At 76.0% G+C, this 18,736-nt stretch carries 17 protein-coding genes; 5 read left to right on the top strand and 12 right to left on the bottom strand.

The annotated features are described in order from the left end of the window. Nucleotides 1-45 precede the first annotated feature (45 nt). Nucleotides 46-1,188: an AI-2E family transporter gene (locus ACZ6J5_RS17515; RefSeq protein ID WP_469392349.1), complete on the top strand. Its 1,143-nt coding sequence runs from the start codon at nucleotides 46-48 to the stop codon at nucleotides 1,186-1,188. Between the two features lie 76 nt (nucleotides 1,189-1,264). Here ACZ6J5_RS17515 and ACZ6J5_RS17510 read toward each other — a convergent pair whose 3' ends face one another. Beyond that, nucleotides 1,265-2,164, bottom strand: a complete 900-nt coding sequence (locus ACZ6J5_RS17510; protein WP_469392348.1) for an EamA family transporter — start codon at nucleotides 2,162-2,164, stop codon at nucleotides 1,265-1,267. Between the two features lie 69 nt (nucleotides 2,165-2,233). Between ACZ6J5_RS17510 and ACZ6J5_RS17505 the strand changes: the two genes are divergently transcribed. Continuing rightward, nucleotides 2,234-3,169 (top strand): LysR family transcriptional regulator, encoded by a 936-nt coding sequence (locus ACZ6J5_RS17505; RefSeq protein ID WP_469392346.1) that lies wholly within the window; start codon nucleotides 2,234-2,236, stop codon nucleotides 3,167-3,169. Here ACZ6J5_RS17505 and ACZ6J5_RS17500 read toward each other — a convergent pair. The 5 genes from ACZ6J5_RS17500 to ACZ6J5_RS17480 are packed head-to-tail and all read right to left on the bottom strand — an operon-like array spanning nucleotide 3,154 to nucleotide 8,222. Next, a complete protein-coding gene (locus tag ACZ6J5_RS17500) occupies nucleotides 3,154-4,086 on the bottom strand; it encodes a PhzF family phenazine biosynthesis protein (RefSeq protein WP_469392344.1) in 933 nt (310 codons plus the stop codon). The two genes, ACZ6J5_RS17505 and ACZ6J5_RS17500, sit on opposite strands and share 16 nt — an antisense overlap. Further along, on the bottom strand, nucleotides 4,076-5,275 hold the full coding sequence (locus ACZ6J5_RS17495; protein ID WP_469392342.1) for a CaiB/BaiF CoA transferase family protein: 1,200 nt from the start codon (nucleotides 5,273-5,275) through the stop codon (nucleotides 4,076-4,078). The genes ACZ6J5_RS17500 and ACZ6J5_RS17495 overlap by 11 nt, the downstream gene beginning before the upstream one ends. Nucleotides 5,276-5,317: 42 nt before the next feature. Then, the gene (locus tag ACZ6J5_RS17490; RefSeq protein WP_469392340.1) at nucleotides 5,318-5,902 is read right to left on the bottom strand and encodes a hypothetical protein; all 585 of its coding nucleotides are present in this window, start codon (nucleotides 5,900-5,902) and stop codon (nucleotides 5,318-5,320) included. Next, a complete protein-coding gene (locus tag ACZ6J5_RS17485; protein ID WP_469392339.1) occupies nucleotides 5,899-7,503 on the bottom strand; it encodes an ATP-binding protein in 1,605 nt (534 codons plus the stop codon). The genes ACZ6J5_RS17490 and ACZ6J5_RS17485 overlap by 4 nt, the downstream gene beginning before the upstream one ends. Beyond that, nucleotides 7,500-8,222, bottom strand: coding sequence for a response regulator (locus ACZ6J5_RS17480; protein ID WP_469392337.1), 723 nt, complete (start codon nucleotides 8,220-8,222; stop codon nucleotides 7,500-7,502). The genes ACZ6J5_RS17485 and ACZ6J5_RS17480 overlap by 4 nt, the downstream gene beginning before the upstream one ends. A gap of 173 nt (nucleotides 8,223-8,395) precedes the next feature. On the opposite strand from ACZ6J5_RS17480, the gene ACZ6J5_RS17475 reads away from it, so the two are divergent. Then, a complete protein-coding gene (locus ACZ6J5_RS17475; protein WP_469392335.1) occupies nucleotides 8,396-9,253 on the top strand; it encodes a polysaccharide deacetylase family protein in 858 nt (285 codons plus the stop codon). Nucleotides 9,254-9,338: 85 nt separating this feature from the next. After that, complete coding sequence (locus ACZ6J5_RS17470) at nucleotides 9,339-10,655, top strand: DUF418 domain-containing protein (RefSeq protein ID WP_469392333.1); 1,317 nt, start codon at nucleotides 9,339-9,341, stop codon at nucleotides 10,653-10,655. Here ACZ6J5_RS17470 and ACZ6J5_RS17465 read toward each other — a convergent pair. The 6 genes from ACZ6J5_RS17465 to ACZ6J5_RS17440 form a co-directional block, all read right to left on the bottom strand. Further along, a complete protein-coding gene (locus ACZ6J5_RS17465) occupies nucleotides 10,645-12,534 on the bottom strand; it encodes a helix-turn-helix domain-containing protein (protein WP_469392331.1) in 1,890 nt (629 codons plus the stop codon). The two genes, ACZ6J5_RS17470 and ACZ6J5_RS17465, sit on opposite strands and share 11 nt — an antisense overlap. A 97-nt stretch (nucleotides 12,535-12,631) precedes the next feature. After that, nucleotides 12,632-13,465 (bottom strand): 3-hydroxybutyrate dehydrogenase, encoded by an 834-nt coding sequence (locus ACZ6J5_RS17460; protein ID WP_469392329.1) that lies wholly within the window; start codon nucleotides 13,463-13,465, stop codon nucleotides 12,632-12,634. Nucleotides 13,466-13,520: 55 nt separating this feature from the next. Beyond that, nucleotides 13,521-14,003, bottom strand: a complete 483-nt coding sequence (locus ACZ6J5_RS17455) for an NUDIX hydrolase (protein WP_469392327.1) — start codon at nucleotides 14,001-14,003, stop codon at nucleotides 13,521-13,523. A gap of 92 nt (nucleotides 14,004-14,095) precedes the next feature. After that, complete coding sequence (gene lnt / locus ACZ6J5_RS17450; protein WP_469392325.1) at nucleotides 14,096-15,865, bottom strand: apolipoprotein N-acyltransferase; 1,770 nt, start codon at nucleotides 15,863-15,865, stop codon at nucleotides 14,096-14,098. A gap of 49 nt (nucleotides 15,866-15,914) precedes the next feature. Further along, nucleotides 15,915-16,466 (bottom strand): hypothetical protein, encoded by a 552-nt coding sequence (locus ACZ6J5_RS17445; RefSeq protein WP_469392324.1) that lies wholly within the window; start codon nucleotides 16,464-16,466, stop codon nucleotides 15,915-15,917. 96 nt (nucleotides 16,467-16,562) lie between these two features. Continuing rightward, complete coding sequence (locus ACZ6J5_RS17440; RefSeq protein WP_469392322.1) at nucleotides 16,563-17,357, bottom strand: glutamate racemase; 795 nt, start codon at nucleotides 17,355-17,357, stop codon at nucleotides 16,563-16,565. Between the two features lie 58 nt (nucleotides 17,358-17,415). On the opposite strand from ACZ6J5_RS17440, the gene ACZ6J5_RS17435 reads away from it, so the two are divergent. Next, on the top strand, nucleotides 17,416-18,648 hold the full coding sequence (locus ACZ6J5_RS17435; RefSeq protein WP_469392320.1) for a glycosyltransferase: 1,233 nt from the start codon (nucleotides 17,416-17,418) through the stop codon (nucleotides 18,646-18,648). Nucleotides 18,649-18,736: the final 88 nt, after the last annotated feature.

Raw genomic sequence — 18,736 nt, 5'->3', positions numbered from 1 at the left:
TCCCCTGCCGTGGCGCGGCCCCGCCGGGGTGGTACGTCGTCGGTCATGCAGCCAGCCGCACCGCCCACGGTCGCCCCGTTCCTCCGCACGGCCGCCGCCTACGCGTGGCGGCTGCTGGTCGTCGGCGCGCTCGTCTACGTCCTGTTCGCCCTGCTCGGGCGCTTCCACGAGGTCGCGGTGGCGGTCTTCCTCGGCCTGGTGGTCACCGCCCTGCTGCGCCCGGTCGCCGATCTCCTCGCGCGCCGGCTGCCCCGCGGGCTCGCCGTGGCGGTGACCCTGCTCGGCGGGATCGCGCTGGTCCTGGGCGTGCTGGCACTGGTCGGCGAGGCGGTCGCCGGCGAGAGCTCGACGCTGGTGCGGGAGTTCCGGGACGGCGTCGAGCGGATCGAGCAGTGGCTGCGCCGGCCGCCGCTCCGGCTGAACCCCCGGGCGCTCACGGACGTCCAGTCCAAGATCGGCGAGTTCCTGTCGAGCCACCGCTCCGCCCTGGTCAGCCAGGCGGTGAGCGGGGCGCACCAGGTGGTGGCGGTGCTGACCACGCTGGCGCTCGCGCTGTTCTGCTCGGTGTTCTTCATCCACTCGGGCGACCGGCACTGGAAGTGGTTCCGGGAGCAGTTGCCGCAGTCCGCGCGCGGCCGGGTGGGCATCGGCGGGCGGGCCGCCTGGCGCACGTTCACCGGCTACACCCACGGGATCGTGCTGGTGGCGGCGACCAACGCGGTCCTGGTCGGGATCGCCCTGTGGCTCCTCGGCGTACCGCTGGCGGTGCCGCTGGCCCTGCTGGAGTTCGGCGCCGCGTTCATCCCGCTGATCGGCTCGCCGGTGGCGCTCGCGGTCGCGGCGGTGGTGGCCCTGGCGACGAAGGGCCCGTGGATCGCGATGGTGGTGATCGCCCTGATCGTGGTCATCGGCCAGATCGAGGGCCACCTCCTGCACCCCCTGGTGATGAGCTGGGCCGTCCGTCTGCACCCCCTGGTCGTCGCCGTCTCGGTGGTGGCGGGCTCGATCGCGGCGGGCATCCTGGGCGCGGTGGTGGCGGTGCCGCTGGTGTCGGTGGTGTGGTCGGTCCACACGGCGCTCCGGGATGCGCGCGGGAGGTCCGAGGGAGCCGAGAGATCGGGGGGATCGGAGGGGCCTGAGCCATTCGAGGGGGCCGAGGGATCCGGGAGCGGCCCGGAGCCGGCCTAGGAACGCGGTCCCGCGCAGGGCAGTCCGGCGCCGAGCCGTCCGCCGCCTCGCGCGGCGGGGCGGGCCGAGCCCCCCGTCAGGCGGCGGCTCCGCGCCCCGAGGTGGCCAGGCTCAGGACGTTCGCGCCCACGACCGCGCCGATGGCCGCCCCGTCGATCCAGCCCAGGCCCTGGCCGAGGCCGATCCAGCCGACCAGCGCCGCGAGGACCGGGTTGACGCTCATGAAGAGCCCGAACGCGGCGGGCGGCACGTGCCGCAGGGTGAAGAGGTCCGCCAGGTAGGGCACGGCCGAGGCGAGGACCCCGGCGGCGACCGCGTAGCCGAGCGAGGCGGCCGTCGGCGGGTGGCGCAGCACCACGTACAGCCCGACCGGCAGGAACGTCACGGCCGACAGCAGCGCCGCCGCCGCGCTCCCCTGGGCGCCGGGGATGCGGCGGCCGACCGTGCGGTTGAGCAGGATGTACGAGGCCCAGCACACCGCCCCGAGCAGCCCGGCCGCCATCCCGACGTAGTCGGTGGAGGGCTGCGGGCGCATCAGGGCGACGACACCAGCCGCCGCCACGACGGCGCAGACCGCGTCGATCCGGCGGCGGGTGGCGGCCAGCGCGATGGCGAGCGGGCCGAGGAACTCCAGGGTCACGCCGAGGCCGAGGCCGACCCGGTCGATGGCGGTGTAGAGGGACAGGTTCATGGTGCCGAAGACGACCGCGAGCAGCACGACCGGCCGCCACTGGTGCCGGGTGAAGCCGCGCAGCGCGGGCCGTCCGACGGCCAGCAGCACGGCGGCGGCCACGTACTGGCGGACCGCGACGACGCCGACGGGCCCGAGGACGGGGAAGGCCAGGGAGCCGGTCGCGGCACCGATCTGGTTCGACAGACCGCTGCCGAGCATGGCGGCGACACCGGCGGCGGAGGTGCGGGCCCCGGGCCCGGTGGGGAACGCCGACGCGGCTTCGGCGGCAGGAGCGGAGGACATGAGGCGATGGTCCGCGTCCGGCCTCCTTGCGCAAAATGCATGATCGCGTCAGATCTATACGCTGGGCGCATGGATGCGGACGGCGGTGGCGGAGGCAAAGGTGGTGCGGACGGCACGCGTGGTGCGGACGGCACGCGTGGTGCGGACGGTGCGGGCCTGGAGCTGCGGCAGCTCCGCTGCCTCGTCGCGATCGTCGACGAGGGCACCTTCACCGACGCGGCGTTCACGCTCGGCGTCTCGCAGGCCGCCGTCTCCCGCACCCTGGCGTCGCTCGAACGGGTTCTCGGCGTGCGCCTGTTGCGCCGCACCTCGCGCTCGGTGACGCCGACGGCGCACGGGATACGGGTGCTGGCCCACGCCCGCCGGGTGCTCGCGGAGGCGGACGAGCTGGTCCGGGAGGCCGCGTCCGGGCAGCGGGTGCTGCGCGTCGGCTACGCCTGGTCGGCTCTCGGCCGGCACACCCCGGCGTTCCAGCGCCGGTGGGCGGCGGCGCACCCGGGGACCGAGCTGCACCTGGTGCGGGTGAACACGGCGACGGCGGGGCTCGCGGAGGGCACCGCCGACCTCGCGGTGCTGCGCCGGCCGCTGGAGGACCGGCGCTTCGACGCGGCGATCGTGGGCCTTGAGCGGCGGCTGTGCGTGATGGCGGCGGACGACCCGCTGGCCCGGCGGCGTTCGGTGCGGCTGGCCGACCTCAGCGGCCACACCCTGCTGATCGACCGGCGGACCGGCACCACGACGCCGGAGCTGTGGCCGCCGGACGCGCGGCCCGCGACGGAGGAGACGTACGACGTGGACGACTGGCTCACGGCGATCTCCACGGGCCGACGGATCGGGATGAGCGCGGAGGCGACCGCGGACCAGTACCGCCGCCCGGGGGTGGTCTACCGCCCGGTGCGGGACGCCGAGCCGGTCGCGGTGCGGCTGGCCTGGTGGCGGGACGATCCGCATCCCGCCGCCCCGGCCGTGGTCGAGTTGCTCACCGCCCTCTACCGGGCGGTGTGAGCGCGCGCCGCCACGCCCCCCACGACCAGCGCCGTGCCGCCGACGACGACCCGGGGGCCGGGGCCCGGGCCGTCGAGGACGGTGGCCGTGATCCGGGCGGGGCTGCCGAGCGCGTCGCCCATGTCGACGGCGATGTCCCTGAGGCCGCGCCCGGCCAGGTGGCCGGCGAGGCAGGCGGTTCCGTTGGCGTTGGCGATGTCCTCGGGGACGCCGATGGAGGGGGCGAACAGGCGGGCGGCGAGGGCGCCCGAGGGCTCCGGCGGGGAGTGGACGTAGGCGCCGAGGAGGCCGAACCGGTCGCAGAGTTCGCGCAGCCGGTCCTGGTCGGGCCTGAGCGCGGCGAGGGCGGCGCGCGAGACGACGGGCACCAGGATCCGCTCCCGGCCGGCACCCGCCACCCGCGGGCCCGGGCCGGCCTCGTCGGGCGCGAGGCCGAGGGCGGCCGGGATCAGGGCGCGTTCGGCGGCGGTGGGCGGGCGCAGGATGAGGGGCCCGGGGTCGAACAGGCCGGTGCCTCGGTCGCCTTCGGCGCGGGCCCGGCCGGTGAGGGTGCCGTGCGCGGTGCGCAGGGTGGCGCGGTAGAGCCGTCCCGGGGCGGTGCGCGAGGCGAGCAGGACGAGGGCGGCGACGGTGCCGTGGCCGCAGCCGGGGAGCTCGCCCGCAGCGGTGAAGTAGCGGACGTCCAGGGTGGGTTCGAGCCCGTCGCCGGGAGCCTGGCGGACGTACACGGCGTGCGAGACGCCGAGTCGGGCGGGCAGCAGGCGACGGTCCTCGTCGTCCATGCCGTCCATGCCGTCCATGCCGTGCGTGCCGTGCACCGGGCGGCCCGTCTCCAGGACGACGGCGGTGGGGCTGCCGCCGGTGCCGTCGCGGAGGCAGGCGCGGACGACGGTGACGTCGGGGCCGTCAGACGGCACGGGCGGTCCGCAGCCGGGCGATGGCGTCGGCCCCGTAGCCCAGCTCCGTCAGGATCGGCCCGGTGTGCTCGCCGACGCCCGGCACGGCTCCCATCCGGGCCTCGACGCCGTCGAGATCGGCCGGCGGGAGCAGCGCGGGCACCAGGGCGCCGCCGGGCAGCGGCACGTCGCGCCAGCGGTCCCGGGCGGTGAGCACGGGGTGGTCGAGGAAGGCGGCGATGTCGTTGACCCCGGCGTTGGCGACGCCCGCCCGGTCGAGGAGCTCGCCCGCGGTCGCCGCGTCGAGTTCGGCGAACCGGGCGGCGACGAGGGCGTCGAGGGGCTCGCGGTGGGCGACCCGCAGCGCGCCGGTGGCGAACCGGGGGTCGTCGACGAGCTCCGGGCGGCCCAGGAACCGCTCACACAGGGCGGCCCATTCGCGCTCGTTCTGCACGGAGAACAGCACGTCCTTGCCGTCGGCGGCGGTGAAGGCGCCGTACGGGGCGATGGTGGCGTGCCGGGTTCCGACGCGCGGCGGCTGGGCGCCGCCGTAGCGGGTGTAGTAGGCGGGCTGGCCCATCCATTCGGCCAGCGCCTCGAACAGAGAGACCTCGACGGCGCGCGCGACGCCGGTGGTGGCGCGGGTGAACAGGGCGGTGAGGATGCCGCTGTAGGCGTACATCCCGGCGGCGATGTCGGCGACGGACACCCCGGCGCGGGCGGCGCCGTGCTCGTTGCCGGTGAGCGAGACGAGGCCGGTCTGGCACTGCACGAGCAGGTCGTAGGCCTTGCGGTCGGCCCAGGGGCCGGTGGTGCCGTAGCCGGAGACGGTGCAGGCGATGAGGGAGGGGAAGCGCTCGGCGAGCGCCCGCGCGCCGAGGCCGAGGCGCTCGGCGGCACCGGGCGCGAGGTTCTGCACGAAGACGTCGGCGCCCGCCAGCAGGCGTTCCAGGACCTCGCGGCCCGCCTCGCTCTTCAGGTCGAGGGTGAGGGACTCCTTGGAGCGGTTGAGCCACACGAAGTAGCTCGACTCGCCGTGCACGGTGGTGTCGTAGCGGCGGGCGAAGTCCCCCTCGCCGGGCCGCTCGACCTTGATCACCCGGGCCCCGAGGTCGGCCAGCTGGCGGGTCGCGAAGGGCGCGGCCACGGCCTGTTCGAGGCTGACGACGGTGATGCCGGCGAGCGGGAGCGCGTCGGGGCGAGCGGTCATGGAACGGCCTCCTGGTGGTGCGGTCCTGGCGCAGCCATGACATTACGGGGTGGGTGCGGGCGCCTCCGCGGGGTAGGCGCTGCCCGTGGCGTCGCAGCGCAGGTCCCAGGTGCCGGCCGTGTCCGGTTCGTGGACCCGGACCAGGACCTTGGTCTGGTCGAGGTCTGCGGCCTTGGCGGCGGTGCAGGCGAGCTGGCTCACGGCGGCCTGCTCCAGGCGCTCGACGGCGACCGGGAGGTGCAGGTCCACGGTGCCGGGGGCGGCGCGGACCGCCGTGACCTCGCCCTTCATCGGCGGCACGAGGGTGACCAGGCCCCGCTCCCGCTCGGCCGCCGTGGGCCCTTCCAGGAGCAGGTCGACGGCCTCCTGGGGGCCGACCGGCGCGCTCGCGGTCCGGGCCGCGTAGCGCAGCCCGTAGGGGCCGACGAACAGCAGCCGCGCGTCGCGGCTCGCCGTGCCGGGCCGGTTGGCGCCGACGGCGGGCGCCCCGGCCGGCTCCGGCCCGGTGGTCGGGATGCCGCAGCCGGTGAGCAGCACGGCGAGCGGGCCGAGCAGCCCGAACAGGGCGCGGGGGGCGGGGAGTCGGCGGCGCGGCCCCGGGCCCGTGCGGGCGCGGCGGCGGCTCATGTCCGGGTCTCCGCGCCGCGCGGGGGCAGGGTCACGGTGAACACCGCGCCGCCCTCGGGGGCGTTGGCGGCCGTGAGGGTGCCGCCGTGGAGCCGGACGTTCTCGCGGGCGATGGCCAGCCCGAGCCCGCTGCCCTCGGAGCGGGTCCGGGCCGAGTCCGCCTTGTAGAAGCGGTCGAAGACGTGCGGCAGCACGTCCTCGGGGATGCCGGGCCCGTGGTCGGCGACCTCGATGACGAGCCGCCCGCCGTCGGGGGCGGTCCACGCCCGCACCGCGACGGGGACGCCGCCGTGCCGCAGGGCGTTGCCGACCAGGTTGGCGAGGACCACGTCCAGACGCCGGGGGTCGAGCACCGCCCGCAGCCCCTCGGGCACGTCGACGGTGACCTGGCCCGGTGTCCAGCCGCGCAGTCGCACGGTCTTGTGGACGGCCTCGGCGAGGTCCACCTCGTCGGGGTGGAGGGCGGCGGCGCCCGCGTCGAAGCGGGAGACCTCCATCAGGTCCTCCACCATCCGGGCCAGTTTGCGGGTCTCGTCGCTGATGAGCAGGACCGCCTCCGCGGTGTCGGGGTCGAGCCGCCCGGAGGCGGCGTCCTCGTCGAGGACCTCGGTCACCGCGCTCATCGCGGCGAGCGGGGTGCGCAGTTCGTGGGAGACGTCGGCGGCGAAGCGACGGGCGCCCGCCTCCAGCCGCCGCAGTTCGGCGTCGTCGCGCTGAAGCGCCTCGGCCATGGTGTTGAAGGTGCGGCCCAGATCGGCCAGTTCGTCGCCGCCGGTGGCGTCGAGGCGGGTGTCGAGGGCGCCTCGGGCGATCCGCTCGGCGGCCCCGCGCAGCTCGCGCACCGGGCGCAGCACCCGGCGGGCGGCGAGCAGCGCCGGGACGACGGCGAGCACCAGGGCGGGCACCGCGCCCGCCTGCGCGGCGGTGACCAGCGCGGCGATGTCGGCGCGCTGCTCGTCGAGCGCGAAGGAGGTGTAGACGGTGAGCCCGGACGGGTCGCCCGGGCGGCCGGCGGAGCCGGGGGCGAACAGGACGGGCATCCCGACCGCGAGCCAGGGCCGCCCGTAGCGCTCGTACCGCTGGTACACCGCCTCGCCGTCGGCCGCGACCGAGGCCCGCAGTCCCGCCGGGAGCTCCGGGGCGTCCGGCTCGCCCGCGACCGGCGGCCCGTCGCGGTACGCGGCCTGGGCGTGCCAGCCGCGCGAGGCACCCGCCCGGTCGAGCTGGAGCACGACGTTGCGCAGGTCCTGGGTGGTGGGCGGGAGGGGTACGTCGGGGGCGAGCGAGCCGGCCTGGGCGCGCAGGTCGCGCACGGCGGCCTCCTGGGCCCGGTCGAGGATGGCGGCGCGGGCCTGCCGGAAGGTGAGCAAGGCGGTGATCAGGGCGCTGAGGGCGGACACGGCGAGGAAGGCGATGACGAGCCGGGACCGCAGCCCGGGCCGGTGCCGGGGGCGGCGGCCGGGGCGGGCGGCGTCGCCGGTCCCGGGGCCGGCCGCGTCGCGGGGGGCCGCCGCGTCGCGGGGGGCGGCCGCGTCGCGGGGGACTGCCGTGCCAGGGGGGACCGCCGCGTCAGGCCGACCCGCCGCGTCAGGGGTGCTCACAGCGGGCCGAACCGGTAGCCGAAGCCGCGCACGGTCTGCACGTACACCGGGTGGCGCGGGTCGTCCTCGACCTTGGCGCGCAGCCGCATCACGCAGGCGTCGACGAGCCGGGCGTCGCCGTAGAAGCTGTGCTCCCAGACCTGTTCGAGGAGCTGCTGGCGGCTGAAGACCTGGCCGGGGGTGGCGCTGAGGAAGAGCAGGAGCTTCAGCTCGGAGGGGGCGAGGACGAGTTCGGTGCCGTTCTTGGCGACCAGCAGCGCGGCCCGGTCGACGGTCAGCGCGCCGTGCGTCTCCGGGCCGCCGGCCGGGCCGCCGCCGGTCCCGGCGGGCGTGCCGTCCGGCCCGGCCGGCGGATGCGGGACGACCCGGCGCAGCACGGCCCGCATCCGGGCCTCCAGGACCTCGCCGCTGGCCGGCTTGACCACGTAGTCGTCGGCCCCGGCCTCCAGACCGACGACCATGTCGATGTCGTCGCCGCGCGCGGAGAGGATGATGATCGGGACCTGCCGGGTCTCCCGGATCCGCCGGCACACCTCCAGGCCGCTCATGCCCGGCAGCATCAGGTCGAGCAGGACCAGCTCGGGCTGCGAGCGTTCCAGGGCGAGCAGTCCGGTCTCGCCGCTGGCGGCGGTCTCGATCTCGTGGCCGCGGCGGCGCAGCGCGAGGGTGACCCCCTTCCGTACGGCGGGATCGTCCTCGATCAGCAGGACTCGTGTCATGGCTCCGGTGGCTCCGCTTTCCTCTCCGCGATCTTTCCGGGCCCATCGTGCACCCGAAAGGGACCGGAATTCTTGAACAGTGTGCTCGACGCGGATGACGAACCCTTTCGCGTCGTGTGAGCAAACGATGACGGCCGCTTTCCCGGGCATTCCGGCGTGTTTGCGTCGAGGGCATGAACGAAGAAACCGAATGCCCGGAGAAGACGAAGCCGAAGACCATCACGGCGAGGTACGGCCGCGACCGCACCCGGCTCCTCGCCGCGGTGGCGCTCGCCGGGGCGGCGCTGGCGGCGGTCGCGCTGCTGCCGGGCCGGGACGGCGGCGCCGCGCAGGCGCCCGACGGCGGGGCCGCGCGGGCCGGCGGGGCGCACGCCCCGGCCGGTCCGGAGGCGCCCGGCGAGCTGGACGCCCTGCCCGAGCCGACGGTGGACATGGCGATCGTCCGCGACTCCGAGGACGAGGGGAAGACGGTCAACCTGACCCTGGACGACGGCCCCGACCCGCGCTGGACCCCCAAGGCGCTGGAGCTGCTGGCGAAGCACAAGGCCAAGGCCGTGTTCTGCATGACCGGCCCGAACGCCGCCGCCCACCCCGACCTGGTCAAGAAGGTCGTCGCCGCCGGACACCGGCTGTGCGACCACTCGATCAGCCACGACACCGCGATGGACAAGAAGCCGGTCGACTACCAGCGCAAGGAGATCCTGGACGCCAAGGCCATGATCGACACAGCCTCGGGCGGCGAACGGGTCTGGTACTACCGCGCCCCCGGCGGCGCCTTCACCCCGGAGAGCCGGCGGATCGCCGCCTCGGAGGGAATGCGCAATCTCGGCTGGAACGTCGATCCCAGCGATTACGAGCGGCCCGGCACCGAGCGGATCGTACGGGCCGTCAAGAGCCAGCTCGCCAAGGGACCGACGGTGCTGCTGCACGACGGCGGCGGAAATCGCGCGCAGACGATGGAGGCGCTGGAGCAGTTGCTGCCGTGGTTCGAGGAACAGGGCTATTCCTTCAGCTTCCCGAAGGCCGGCTGAGACCGGCCGGCCGGCCGCCCTCACCCCTCCTCCCCGCTCCCCGCTCCCTTCCGGTTCCCTCCCTTCCACGCTCCGAAGGAGTCCCGTGCGTTCCCTTCCTCCCCCGGCGCCCATACAGCCGGGCGCCCGTCTGCTCGGCGTCGACGTGCTGCGCGCGCTCGCCGTCCTCGGCATGGTCTGGGCCCACTTCGTCCTGACCGGCTGGCTCTCCCCCGCCGCCCCCGGCACACCGCCGGACGCCACGCTGCTGTGGATCAACGGGCTGCTCGGCACCCGCTCGCGGGAGGTCTTCTTCCTGCTCGCCGGTGTCTCGCTCGCCCTGATGACCGGCGGGCACCGCCCCCGCACCGGCCCCGACCGGCGCACCGACACCCGCAGGGTCCTGGTCCGGTCCGGGCTGCTCCTGCTGTGCGGCCTCGCGCTCGGCTCGTTCGGCTTCGGCGACGTGCAGATCCTGCACTTCTACGCGCTGTGGCTGCTGCTCCTGCTGCCGCTGGCCCGGCTGCGGGTGCCGGTCCTGCTCGGGCTCGCCGGGGTGCTCGCCGTGGCCGCGCCGGTCTTCAAGGTCGCCGCCGAACGGGCGGGCGGCTGGGGCTTCGTCCCCGACCCGATGGATCCCGCGTTCCTGGAACTGCACCACGGCTTCGCCCTCTTCGCGCACCCGGCCGACTGGTGGCCGACCGCCCAGAACGTCCTCTTCGGTCTCGGCGGCGGCTCCCAGGACACCGTGTCCGTCCTGCCGTTCCTCGTCCTGGGGCTGGCACTGGGCCGGCTGGACCTGCGCTCCGGGGCGATCCGCCTGCGGCTGCTCGCCGCCGGGAGCGCCACGGCCGTGGCCGCCGTGCTGGCCGGGCTCGTCGCCATGTACCCGCTGGGCGCCGCGGCGGCCGTACGGGCCTACCGGGAGCCGCCGCTGCCCGCGCTCCCCTCCGACGTGCCGCCCCCGCCACCGCTGGTGCCCTGGCAGCAGCTCGTGACGCTCGGCCACCCGGGCCCCGCCGAGAAGGTCCTCAGCGTCACCGAGGGCGTGATGATGCTCGGGCTCATCGCCGCGCTCCTCGGCGGGCTGCTGATCCTGCTGGACCGGCAGCCGTGGCGGGTGCCGCTCCGCCCGCTCGCCGCCTTCGGCGGCATGGCGCTGACCTGGTACGTGGGCCACTTCCTGGTCCTGAAGGCGCTGCCCGTGGCGACGGCCGGCCCCGGTCTGCCCGGCGGCCGGTCGCTGCTGGCCTTCCTGGTCTTCACGGTCCTCGCCCTCGCCGCCTCGGTGCTCTGGCGCCGCCGGCTGCGCCGCGGCCCCCTGGAGTGGCTGATGCACACCGTGACCACCCGGGCCGTGCCCCGGCGTACCCCGGCCCGGCACGCGCCGGCCGGCTCCGGGCGCGGGTCGGTCAGCGTATGACGGCCCCGGCGAGGGCGTGCAGCCGCAGGGCCAGCTGTATCTCCAGGGCGCGGGCCGGGCTCTGCCAGTCGGGGCCGAGCAGCCGGCCGATCCGCTCGATCCGCTGGGCCACCGTGTTCACGTGGACGTGGAGCTCGTCCTTCGTACGGGCCGGACTCATCCCGCACGCGAAGTACGCCTCCATGGTGCGCACCAGCTCGGTGCCCCGGCGCCGGTCGTAGCCGACGACCTGGCCGATGGTGCGCTCCACGAAGCCCTCGATGTCGCGGGCGTCGGCGAGCAGCAGGCCGAGGAAGCCGAGATCCTCGGCGGCGGCCCCCTCGCCCTGGCGGCGCAGCAGCCGCAGCGCGTCCACGCAGCGGCGGGCCTCCTCGTACGCCGGGGCGACCCGCTCGGGGTGGGCGAGGGGGGCGGTGAGCGGGGCGGAGGCGCCGACTGTGACCGGCTCGTGGAGGGCGCCGCCGAGCTGTCGCGCGGCCTGCCGGGCGAGCTCGGCGGCGGTCTCGCCGGGCCCGAGGGGCAGCAACAGGACCGTGCCGCCGTCCCGGGCGGAGGCCAGGCCGTGCCGGGTGGCGGCCAGGTGCGAGGCGGCCGAGCGCAGCCGCTGGCGGTCGGCGCTCTCCCGTCCGCCGGGGTCCGGTTCGGCCCCGGCGCCGGCCCGGTCGATGCGGGCGGCGAGCACCACGTGGGGCGCGTCGCTGTCGGTGCGCAGCCGGGCGGCCCGCTCGCGCAGCAGCCGCCGGTCGCGGTCGGGGGCGTCGAGGAGGTCGTCGAGGAGGTCGCCCCGGAGCCGCTGCTCGGCCTCGCCCGCGGAGCGCCGGGCGAGCAGCAGCAGCGAGGTGACCAGGGCGGCCCGCTCCAGGGTGCGCAGGTCGACGGGGTCGATGTGGGGGCTGTCGCGCAGGACGAGGGCGCCGAAGCTCTCGCCCCCGGCGGAGACGGCGGCGATCCAGTCGTCGCCCGCGCGGCTCGCGTGACCCTCGGCGACCCGGCCGGGTCCCGGCGGCTCCTCGGTGAACTCGACGGTGCCGCCGAGGACTTCGGAGACGGCGGCGGCCACGTCGTGCACCCCACCGCCGCGCAGGACGAGCTCGGTGAGCCGGTCGTGGACCTCGGAGGCCCGCTCGATGACGCCGCTGTGCTCGCGGATGATGTCGTTGGCCCGCTCCAGCTCCGCGAGGGCGGAGCGGGTCTCGGCGAGCAGGTGGGCGGTGTCGATGGCGACGGCGGCGTGGGCGGCGAAGGAGCCGAGCAGGGCGACCTGTCCGCGCTCGAAGACCCTGGCCCTGCGGTCGGCGGCGAAGAGGACGCCGATGACCTGGCTGCCGAGGGTGAGGGGCACGCCGAGGATCGCGACCAGGCCCTCGTCCCCGACGGCGCCGTCGATGGGCTCGGTGTGCTGGAACCGGGCGTCGTGGAAGTAGTCCTCGGTGACGTAGGGCCGGGCGGTCTGGGCGACGAGTCCGCCGAGCCCCTCCCCCATGCCGAGCCGGAGCTGCTGGAAGCGGGCCGAGACGGAGCCCTCGGTGACGCGCATGTAGGTGTCGCCTCGGGCCGGGTCGTTGAGGCTGAGGTAGGCGACCTCGGTGCCGAGGAGGGAACGGGCCCGCTGGACGATGGCGCGCAGCACGTCGTCGAGGTCGCGCAGGCCCGCGAGGTCGTTGGCGGTCTCGAAGAGCGCGGACAGCTCGGCCTCGCGGCGCCGCCGGCCCTCCAGCTCGGCCCGGACCCGCAGCGCGAGCTGCTTGGCCTGGTCGAGCCGGGCCAGCTCCTCGGGGCCCGCGCCGCTCGCCCGGGCGAGCAGGGCGGGCCGGTCGTACGCCTCGGTGGCGGCGCCGCGGGCGAGGAGCTCCAGGTAGACGGCCTGTTCGTGGGTCATGGTCACAGGGATACCTGCCGTACGGGGGCTCGCACCAGCCCTGTGGACAACTGCGCGGCGTCGCCTGTGGACAACCGGCGCCCGGCGCGGGCGGCGTTCAGTGGGCGGTCCAGCCCCCGTCCAGGACCAGCGAGGTGCCGGTGACGAACGAGGCCTGCGGGGCGCAGAGGTAGAGCACGGCCTCCGCGACCTCCTCGGGTTCGATGAGCCGCTTGAGGGCGGAGTCCTTCAGGAGCACGTCGGCGACGACCCGTTCGGCGGGGATGCCGTGGGCGGCGGCCTGGTCCGCGATCTGGCGCTCGACCAGCGGGGTGCGGACGTAGCCGGGGTTGACGCAGTTGGAGGTGACGCCGTGCGGGGCGCCTTCGAGGGCGGCGGTCTTGGACAGGCCCTCCAGCCCGTGCTTGGCGGCCACGTACGCCGACTTGTAGGGCGAGGCGCGCAGCCCGTGGACGGAGGAGACGTTCACGATCCGGCCCCAGCCGCGCGCGTACATGCCCGGCAGCGCGCCCCTGATCAGCCGGAACGGCGCCTCCAGCATCACGGTGAGGACGGTGTGGAAGACGTCCGGGGGGAACTCCTCGATGGGGCGGACGAGCTGGAGTCCGGCGTTGTTCACGAGGATGTCGGCGCCGTCCGCCGCGGCCTCGGCGGCGTCGAGGTCGGTGAGGTCGAGGAGTCGCGGTTCGAGCGCGCCGGGCAGGCCCCGGGCTGCTCCCGCCAGCGCGTCGAGTCCTTCGGCCGCCCGGTCGACGGCTCTGACCCGGGCCCCGGCGGCGGCGAGCCGCAGCGCGCAGGCCCGGCCGATGCCGCCGGCGGCGCCGGTGACGAGCGCGGTGCGCCCGGAGAGGTCGAGGGAGACGGCCCCGGGCACGGGCCCGGGCGCGGGGGCCTGGGCCGGTACGGGACCTGGTGTGGTGGGGGCGCTCATGCTCCGCACCCTATGAACGGCCCCACCGCCGACCGATGTGTCTTCCACCCATAGTTCAGCCCAGGGGGGTGGTGTCGAACCATGTGGGTTCGTCGGCGAGCGCCTGCTCGATCCGGAAGTAGGAGAAGCGCTTCATCTCGGGCAGCCGGTCGGTCTCGAACCAGCCGACCTCCAGCGACTCGTCGTCGTTGACCCGGGCCTCCCCGCCGACGGCGCGGCAGCGGAAGGACACGTCCATGAACTGGCAGCGGTCGCCGTTGGGGTAGACGACCGGCTTGCGCAGGGTCTGGACGAGCACGATCCGCTCGGTCACGCAGTGCACGCCGGTCTCCTCGTACACCTCGCGGACCGCGCAGGCGGCGGGCTGCTCGCCGGGCTCGACGATGCCGCCGATCACGGCCCACATCCCGGTGTCGGCCCGGCGGCCGAGCAGCACCCGTCCCCGGTCGTCGAAGACGACCGCGCTCACGCCCGGCAGGAACAGCAGCTGGTGGCCTGCGGAGGCCCGGATGTCACGGATGAAGTCAGGGGTGCCCATGGCCCGACCCTAGATCATCTTCCGGACCCGGGCCGGACTCCGGCCGAGCCCTGAACAGCCCCCGGCCGAGCCCTGGCCGGACCCCGGCCCGGTCAGGCCCCGGCGCCCTTCGCGGCCCGCCGGGCCCGCCAGGAGCGGGCCGCCGACCAGCCGAGACCGGCCGCGGCGAGGGCGGCGAGCAGCGCCTCGGGCAGGGTGCCCATCCGGGTCGCGGGGGTCAGCGAGGAGCGCAGCGGCACCTTCTCGACCAGCACGTCCGGCGTGAACATCCGGGTCTGCGCGACGATCTCGCCGTCGGGGCGGATGACCGCGCTGACCCCGCTGGTGACGGGCACCACGACGCTGCGGCTGTGCTCGACGGCCCGCACCCGGGACATCGCCAGTTGCTGGTAGGTCATCTCGCTGCGGCCGAAGGTGGCGTTGTTGCTGGGGACCGTGATCAGCTGCGCCCCGTGCGTCACGGTGTCGCGCACCGCCCAGTCGAACGCCGCCTCGTAGCAGGTGGCGAGGCCGACCTTGGTACCGGCGAGGTCGAACACGCCGACCTTGGTGCCGGGGCCGAAGTCGCGGCGGACCCGGTCGACGTTGCTGTTGAAGAGGCGGACGAAGGACCGCATCGGGATGTACTCGCCGAAGGGCTGCACATGCCGCTTGTCGTACTCGGCGGCCGGTCCGCGCCCCGGCGCCCACTCGATGAGGGTGTTGCGGAGCTTGCCGGTCTCCGGCGCGATGACGGCGCCGATGACGGTGGGCGCGCCGATCGCCCGTACCGCCTGGTCGATCACCTCGTACGCGTCGGGGTTGGCGTACGGGTCGATGTCGGAGGAGTTCTCCGGCCACAGCACGAAGTCGGGCTGCGGCTCGCGGCCCGCCTTCACCTCGGCGGCGAGCTCCTTGGTGCGGTTGGCGTGGTTGTCGAGCACCGCGCGGCGCTGGGAGTTGAAGTCCAGGCCGAGCCGGGGCACGTTGCCCTGGACGGCGGCGACGGTCGCGGTGCCGTCCTCGGCGGAGTCGTCCACGAGCGGCAGCGCGGCGAGCGCGCCGGTGACGGGGACGAGCACGGCGAGCGCGGCGGCGACGAGCGCGCCCCGCGCCCCGGGCACGGCCCGCCCGCCGGAGGGCCGCGCGGCACGCGCGTCGGAGGCCGGCCGGGTCCCGGCGGCCCCGTCCGTCTCCCCGGCCCCGTCCGTCCGGTCCGCGCCGGCGGCCCCGGCCGCCCCTTGCGTTCCGTCCGCCGGTTCCGTTGCCTCCGCCCCTTCCGCCCCGGCGCGGCGCCGCTCCAGCAGCAGCCGGAGCAGCTCGTACAGACCGAAGCCGCACAGGGCGACGGCGAAGCCGAGGACCGGGGTGCCGCCGACGGCGGCGAGGGGCAGGAAGACTCCGTCGGCCTGACCGAAGGCGATCTTGCCCCAGGGGAAGCCGCCGAACGGCGCCCGCGCGCGGGCGGCCTCGCCGAGGATCCAGACCCCGGCGGCGAAGACCGGCCAGGCGGGCAGCCGGGAGACGGCGGCGACGCCGAGGCCCACGGCGGCGACGAACAGCGCCTCGACACCGGCGAGCGCGAGCCACGGCCCGGGGCCGACCTCCTCGCCGGTCCACACCAGCAGCGGGAGCAGGAAGCCGAGCCCGGCCAGGTACCCGAGGCCGAAGCCCGCGCGCAGCCGCCGGCCGCGCAGGGTCCAGCCGAGGAGCGCGAAGGCGGGCAACGCGAGCCACCACAAGGGCCGCGGCGGGAAGCTCAGGAACAGCAGCAGTCCGGACAGGACGGCCGCGCCGGGCCGCCGCAGCCGTCGCAGCACCCGGCCGCGTCGCGCGACGGGAGCGGGTTCGGGCAGGTCGACGGGGGTCATGGTGGCGCTCACCTGCCGGAGTGTAACCCCGGCCCTTGTGCCTCCCGCCGGGGCGGGCTGGTCACACGGGGGTCGGCGGGGGCGTGCGCCGGAGCAGGGCGCGGATGGCGCGGACGGCGGCCTCCGCGTCGTCCACGGTGACGGTGAAGGTGCGCCCGTCGCCGAGGCGCAGCACCAGCCCCTCGCCGCGCCGGACGACGACGGCCGTGCCCTTCTCGGGGCGCCAGCGGTAGCCCCAGCCGCCCCACTGGCGCGGGGTGACGGAGGGCTCGAAGTCGGCGTCGACCACGTGGGAGAGCGGGATGCGGCGGCGCGGCAGGCCCATGTGGCCGCAGCGCACCTCCATGGCGTCGTCGTCGACGCGGACCGCGACGTGGACGAAGGCGAGAGTGCCGAAGAGCACCAGGACGCCCGCCGCGACGCAGCCGATCACGGCCATGAGCAGCGGGGCGATGCCGGAGGTCCAGGGGGACTCGACGGCGAGCGTGATGCCGAGCGCCATGCAGGCGGCCCCGGCCACGGCCGGCAGCCACTGGAGGCGGTTGGTGGCCCGGCCGGTCCAGACGGCGGGCGCGGGTCCGGTGGGACCCCGGTGCGAGGAGTGCTCCCTCATGGTGACAGCCTATGCGCGTTCCGTGGCGCGGGCCCCCGGGCCGGGGCGTCCGGGGGAAGGGCCCCGCCCGCGGTGACCCACGCGGCCGGGACGGGTTCAGCGCACGGCGGCCGCGGCGCCGAGGAGGCGCCCCTGCGGGTAGGCGAGCGCGGGTGCGGGCAGGGCGCCGGAGCGGCCGCTCAGGAGCACGGTCAGGGTGCCCGTCGCGGGGGCGTCGGGGTCGGCCTCGGCGCCGATCCGGCGGAAGGCCTGGGCGGCGACGGCGTCGGCGGAGCCGTGCAGCACGACGGGCGGCAGCGGCGAGCCCTCCGGGCGCGCCAGGGCGGCCAGGATCTGCTCGGCGACCAGCTCGTAGTGGGTGCAGCCGAGCACGACGGCGCGGACGTCCCGGGGGGTGAGCGCGGCCGCGGCGGCGACGGCACGCCGTACGCCCTCGGCGTCGTCGTGCTCGACGGCGTCGGCGAGGCCGGGGCAGGGCACCTCGGTGACGTCGGCGCCGTCGGCGAAGTCGTGGATGAGCCCGCGCTGGTAGGGGCTGCCGGTGGTGGCGGGGGTCGCCCAGATGGCGACCTCGCCGCCGCCGACGGCGGCGGGCTTGATGGCGGGCACGGTGCCGATGACGGGGATGCGGGGCTCCAGCGCGGCGCGGATCGCGGGCAGCGCGTGGACGGTCGCGGTGTTGCAGCCGATGATCAGCGCGTCGGGCCCGTGGGCGGCGGCGGCGCGGGCCACGGCGAGGGCGCGCCCGGTGAGGTCCTCGGTGCTGCGCGGGCCCCAGGGCATCCCGTCGGGGTCGCTGGAGATCACCAGGTCCGCGTCGGGCCGCAGCCGGCGCACCACGGCCGCCGCCGGGAGGAGGCCGATTCCGGAGTCCATGAGCGCGATCTTCACCCGGTCACCCTAGCCGACCACCCTTGCATCCCCGGCGATCTGGGGCAGACTGCGGCGAATGAGCCCGCTTGCCTGGATCGCGATCGCCTCCCTGGCCGTCTGGGCCTGGCTGCTCCTCGGCCAGGGATTCTTCTGGCGCACGGACCAGCGCCTTCCGGTGCCCGCGCGCCCGCCCGAGGTGTGGCCGCGGGTGGTGGCCGTGGTGCCGGCCCGGGACGAGGCGGAGGTGCTGCCGCTGAGCCTTCCCTCGCTGCTGGCCCAGGACTATCCGGGGCCGGCGGAGGTGATCCTGGTGGACGACGGGAGCTCCGACGGGACCGGGCGGCTGGCGAGGGAGCTGGCCGCGTGCCAGGAGGGGCTGCCGCTGACGGTGGTGTCGCCGGGCGAGCCGGAGCCGGGCTGGACGGGGAAGCTGTGGGCGCTGCGGCACGGGACGGCGCTGGCGCAGGCGCGCGGGCCGGAGTTCCTGCTGCTGACGGACGCGGACATCGCGCACGAGCCGGACAGCCTGCGGCTGCTGGTGACGGCGGCCACCGGGCACGATCTGGACCTGGTGTCGCAGATGGCGCGCCTGCGGGCGGTCAGCCCGTGGGAGCGGCTGATCGTCCCGGCCTTCGTCTACTTCTTCTGCCAGCTGTATCCGTTCCGCTGGATCAACCGGCGCCGCCCGCTGGCGACGGCGGCGGCGGGCGGCTGCGTGCTGCTGCGGACGGAGACGGCGAAGCGGGCGGGGGTGCCGGAGGCGATCCGTCAGGCGGTCATCGACGACGTGTCGCTGGCCCGCGCGGTGCGGGGCGTGGGCGGGCGGATCTGGCTGGGGCTCGCGGAGCGGGTGGACAGCGTCCGGCCGTATCCGGGGCTCGGCGAGCTGTGGCGGATGGTGGCGCGCAGCGCGTACTCCCAGCTGCGGCACAGTCCGCCGCTGCTCGCGGGGACGGTGGCGGGGCTCGCGCTGGTCTATCTGGTGCCGCCGGCGGCCCTGGTGGCGGGGCTGCTGTCGGAGGACGCCCCGGCGGCGTGGGCGGGCGCGGCGGCATGGGCGGTGATGGCCGGGACCTACGTGCCGATGCTGCGCTACTACGGGCAGCCGCCGTGGGCGGCGGCGCTGCTGCCGTTCACGGCGTTCCTCTACGCGCTGATGACGGTGGATTCCGCGGTGAGGCACTACCGGGGGCGGGGCGCGGCCTGGAAGGGGCGGACGTACGCCGGGGCGCGGAAATCCGCGCCGCAGCGCGCATTTCCCGACACGCGGAGTAATGACGGAACGCCGCCGCAACACGGGCGTCATTAATCGCGCGCGAAGAACGGCGTCCGCCATCCCGGAACCGCTTTGTCGCCGCCGGTTTTCTTTACGTCAACCTGACACCCGACCAGCCGGT

The sequence above is a fragment of the Streptomyces sp. NPDC042100 genome (assembly GCF_055582325.1).
The sequence above is the reverse complement of the archived record's forward strand: the minus strand, read 5'-3'. Positions and strand labels throughout refer to the sequence as shown.

Excerpts from the sequence above, each read along its gene's own strand:
- ACZ6J5_RS17495 (WP_469392342.1), bottom strand. The coding sequence starts at position 5,275 with ATGACCGCTCGCCCCGACGCGCTCCCGCTCGCCGGCATCACCGTCGTC.
- ACZ6J5_RS17445 (WP_469392324.1), bottom strand. The coding sequence starts at position 16,466 with ATGAGGGAGCACTCCTCGCACCGGGGTCCCACCGGACCCGCGCCCGCC.
- ACZ6J5_RS17480 (WP_469392337.1), bottom strand. The coding sequence starts at position 8,222 with ATGACACGAGTCCTGCTGATCGAGGACGATCCCGCCGTACGGAAGGGG.
- ACZ6J5_RS17505 (WP_469392346.1), top strand. The coding sequence starts at position 2,234 with ATGGATGCGGACGGCGGTGGCGGAGGCAAAGGTGGTGCGGACGGCACG.
- ACZ6J5_RS17490 (WP_469392340.1), bottom strand. The coding sequence starts at position 5,902 with ATGAGCCGCCGCCGCGCCCGCACGGGCCCGGGGCCGCGCCGCCGACTC.
- ACZ6J5_RS17435 (WP_469392320.1), top strand. The coding sequence starts at position 17,416 with ATGAGCCCGCTTGCCTGGATCGCGATCGCCTCCCTGGCCGTCTGGGCC.
- ACZ6J5_RS17460 (WP_469392329.1), bottom strand. The coding sequence starts at position 13,465 with ATGAGCGCCCCCACCACACCAGGTCCCGTACCGGCCCAGGCCCCCGCG.
- ACZ6J5_RS17455 (WP_469392327.1), bottom strand. The coding sequence starts at position 14,003 with ATGGGCACCCCTGACTTCATCCGTGACATCCGGGCCTCCGCAGGCCAC.
- ACZ6J5_RS17515 (WP_469392349.1), top strand. The coding sequence starts at position 46 with ATGCAGCCAGCCGCACCGCCCACGGTCGCCCCGTTCCTCCGCACGGCC.
- ACZ6J5_RS17465 (WP_469392331.1), bottom strand. The coding sequence starts at position 12,534 with ATGACCCACGAACAGGCCGTCTACCTGGAGCTCCTCGCCCGCGGCGCC.
- ACZ6J5_RS17510 (WP_469392348.1), bottom strand. The coding sequence starts at position 2,164 with ATGTCCTCCGCTCCTGCCGCCGAAGCCGCGTCGGCGTTCCCCACCGGG.
- ACZ6J5_RS17475 (WP_469392335.1), top strand. The coding sequence starts at position 8,396 with ATGAACGAAGAAACCGAATGCCCGGAGAAGACGAAGCCGAAGACCATC.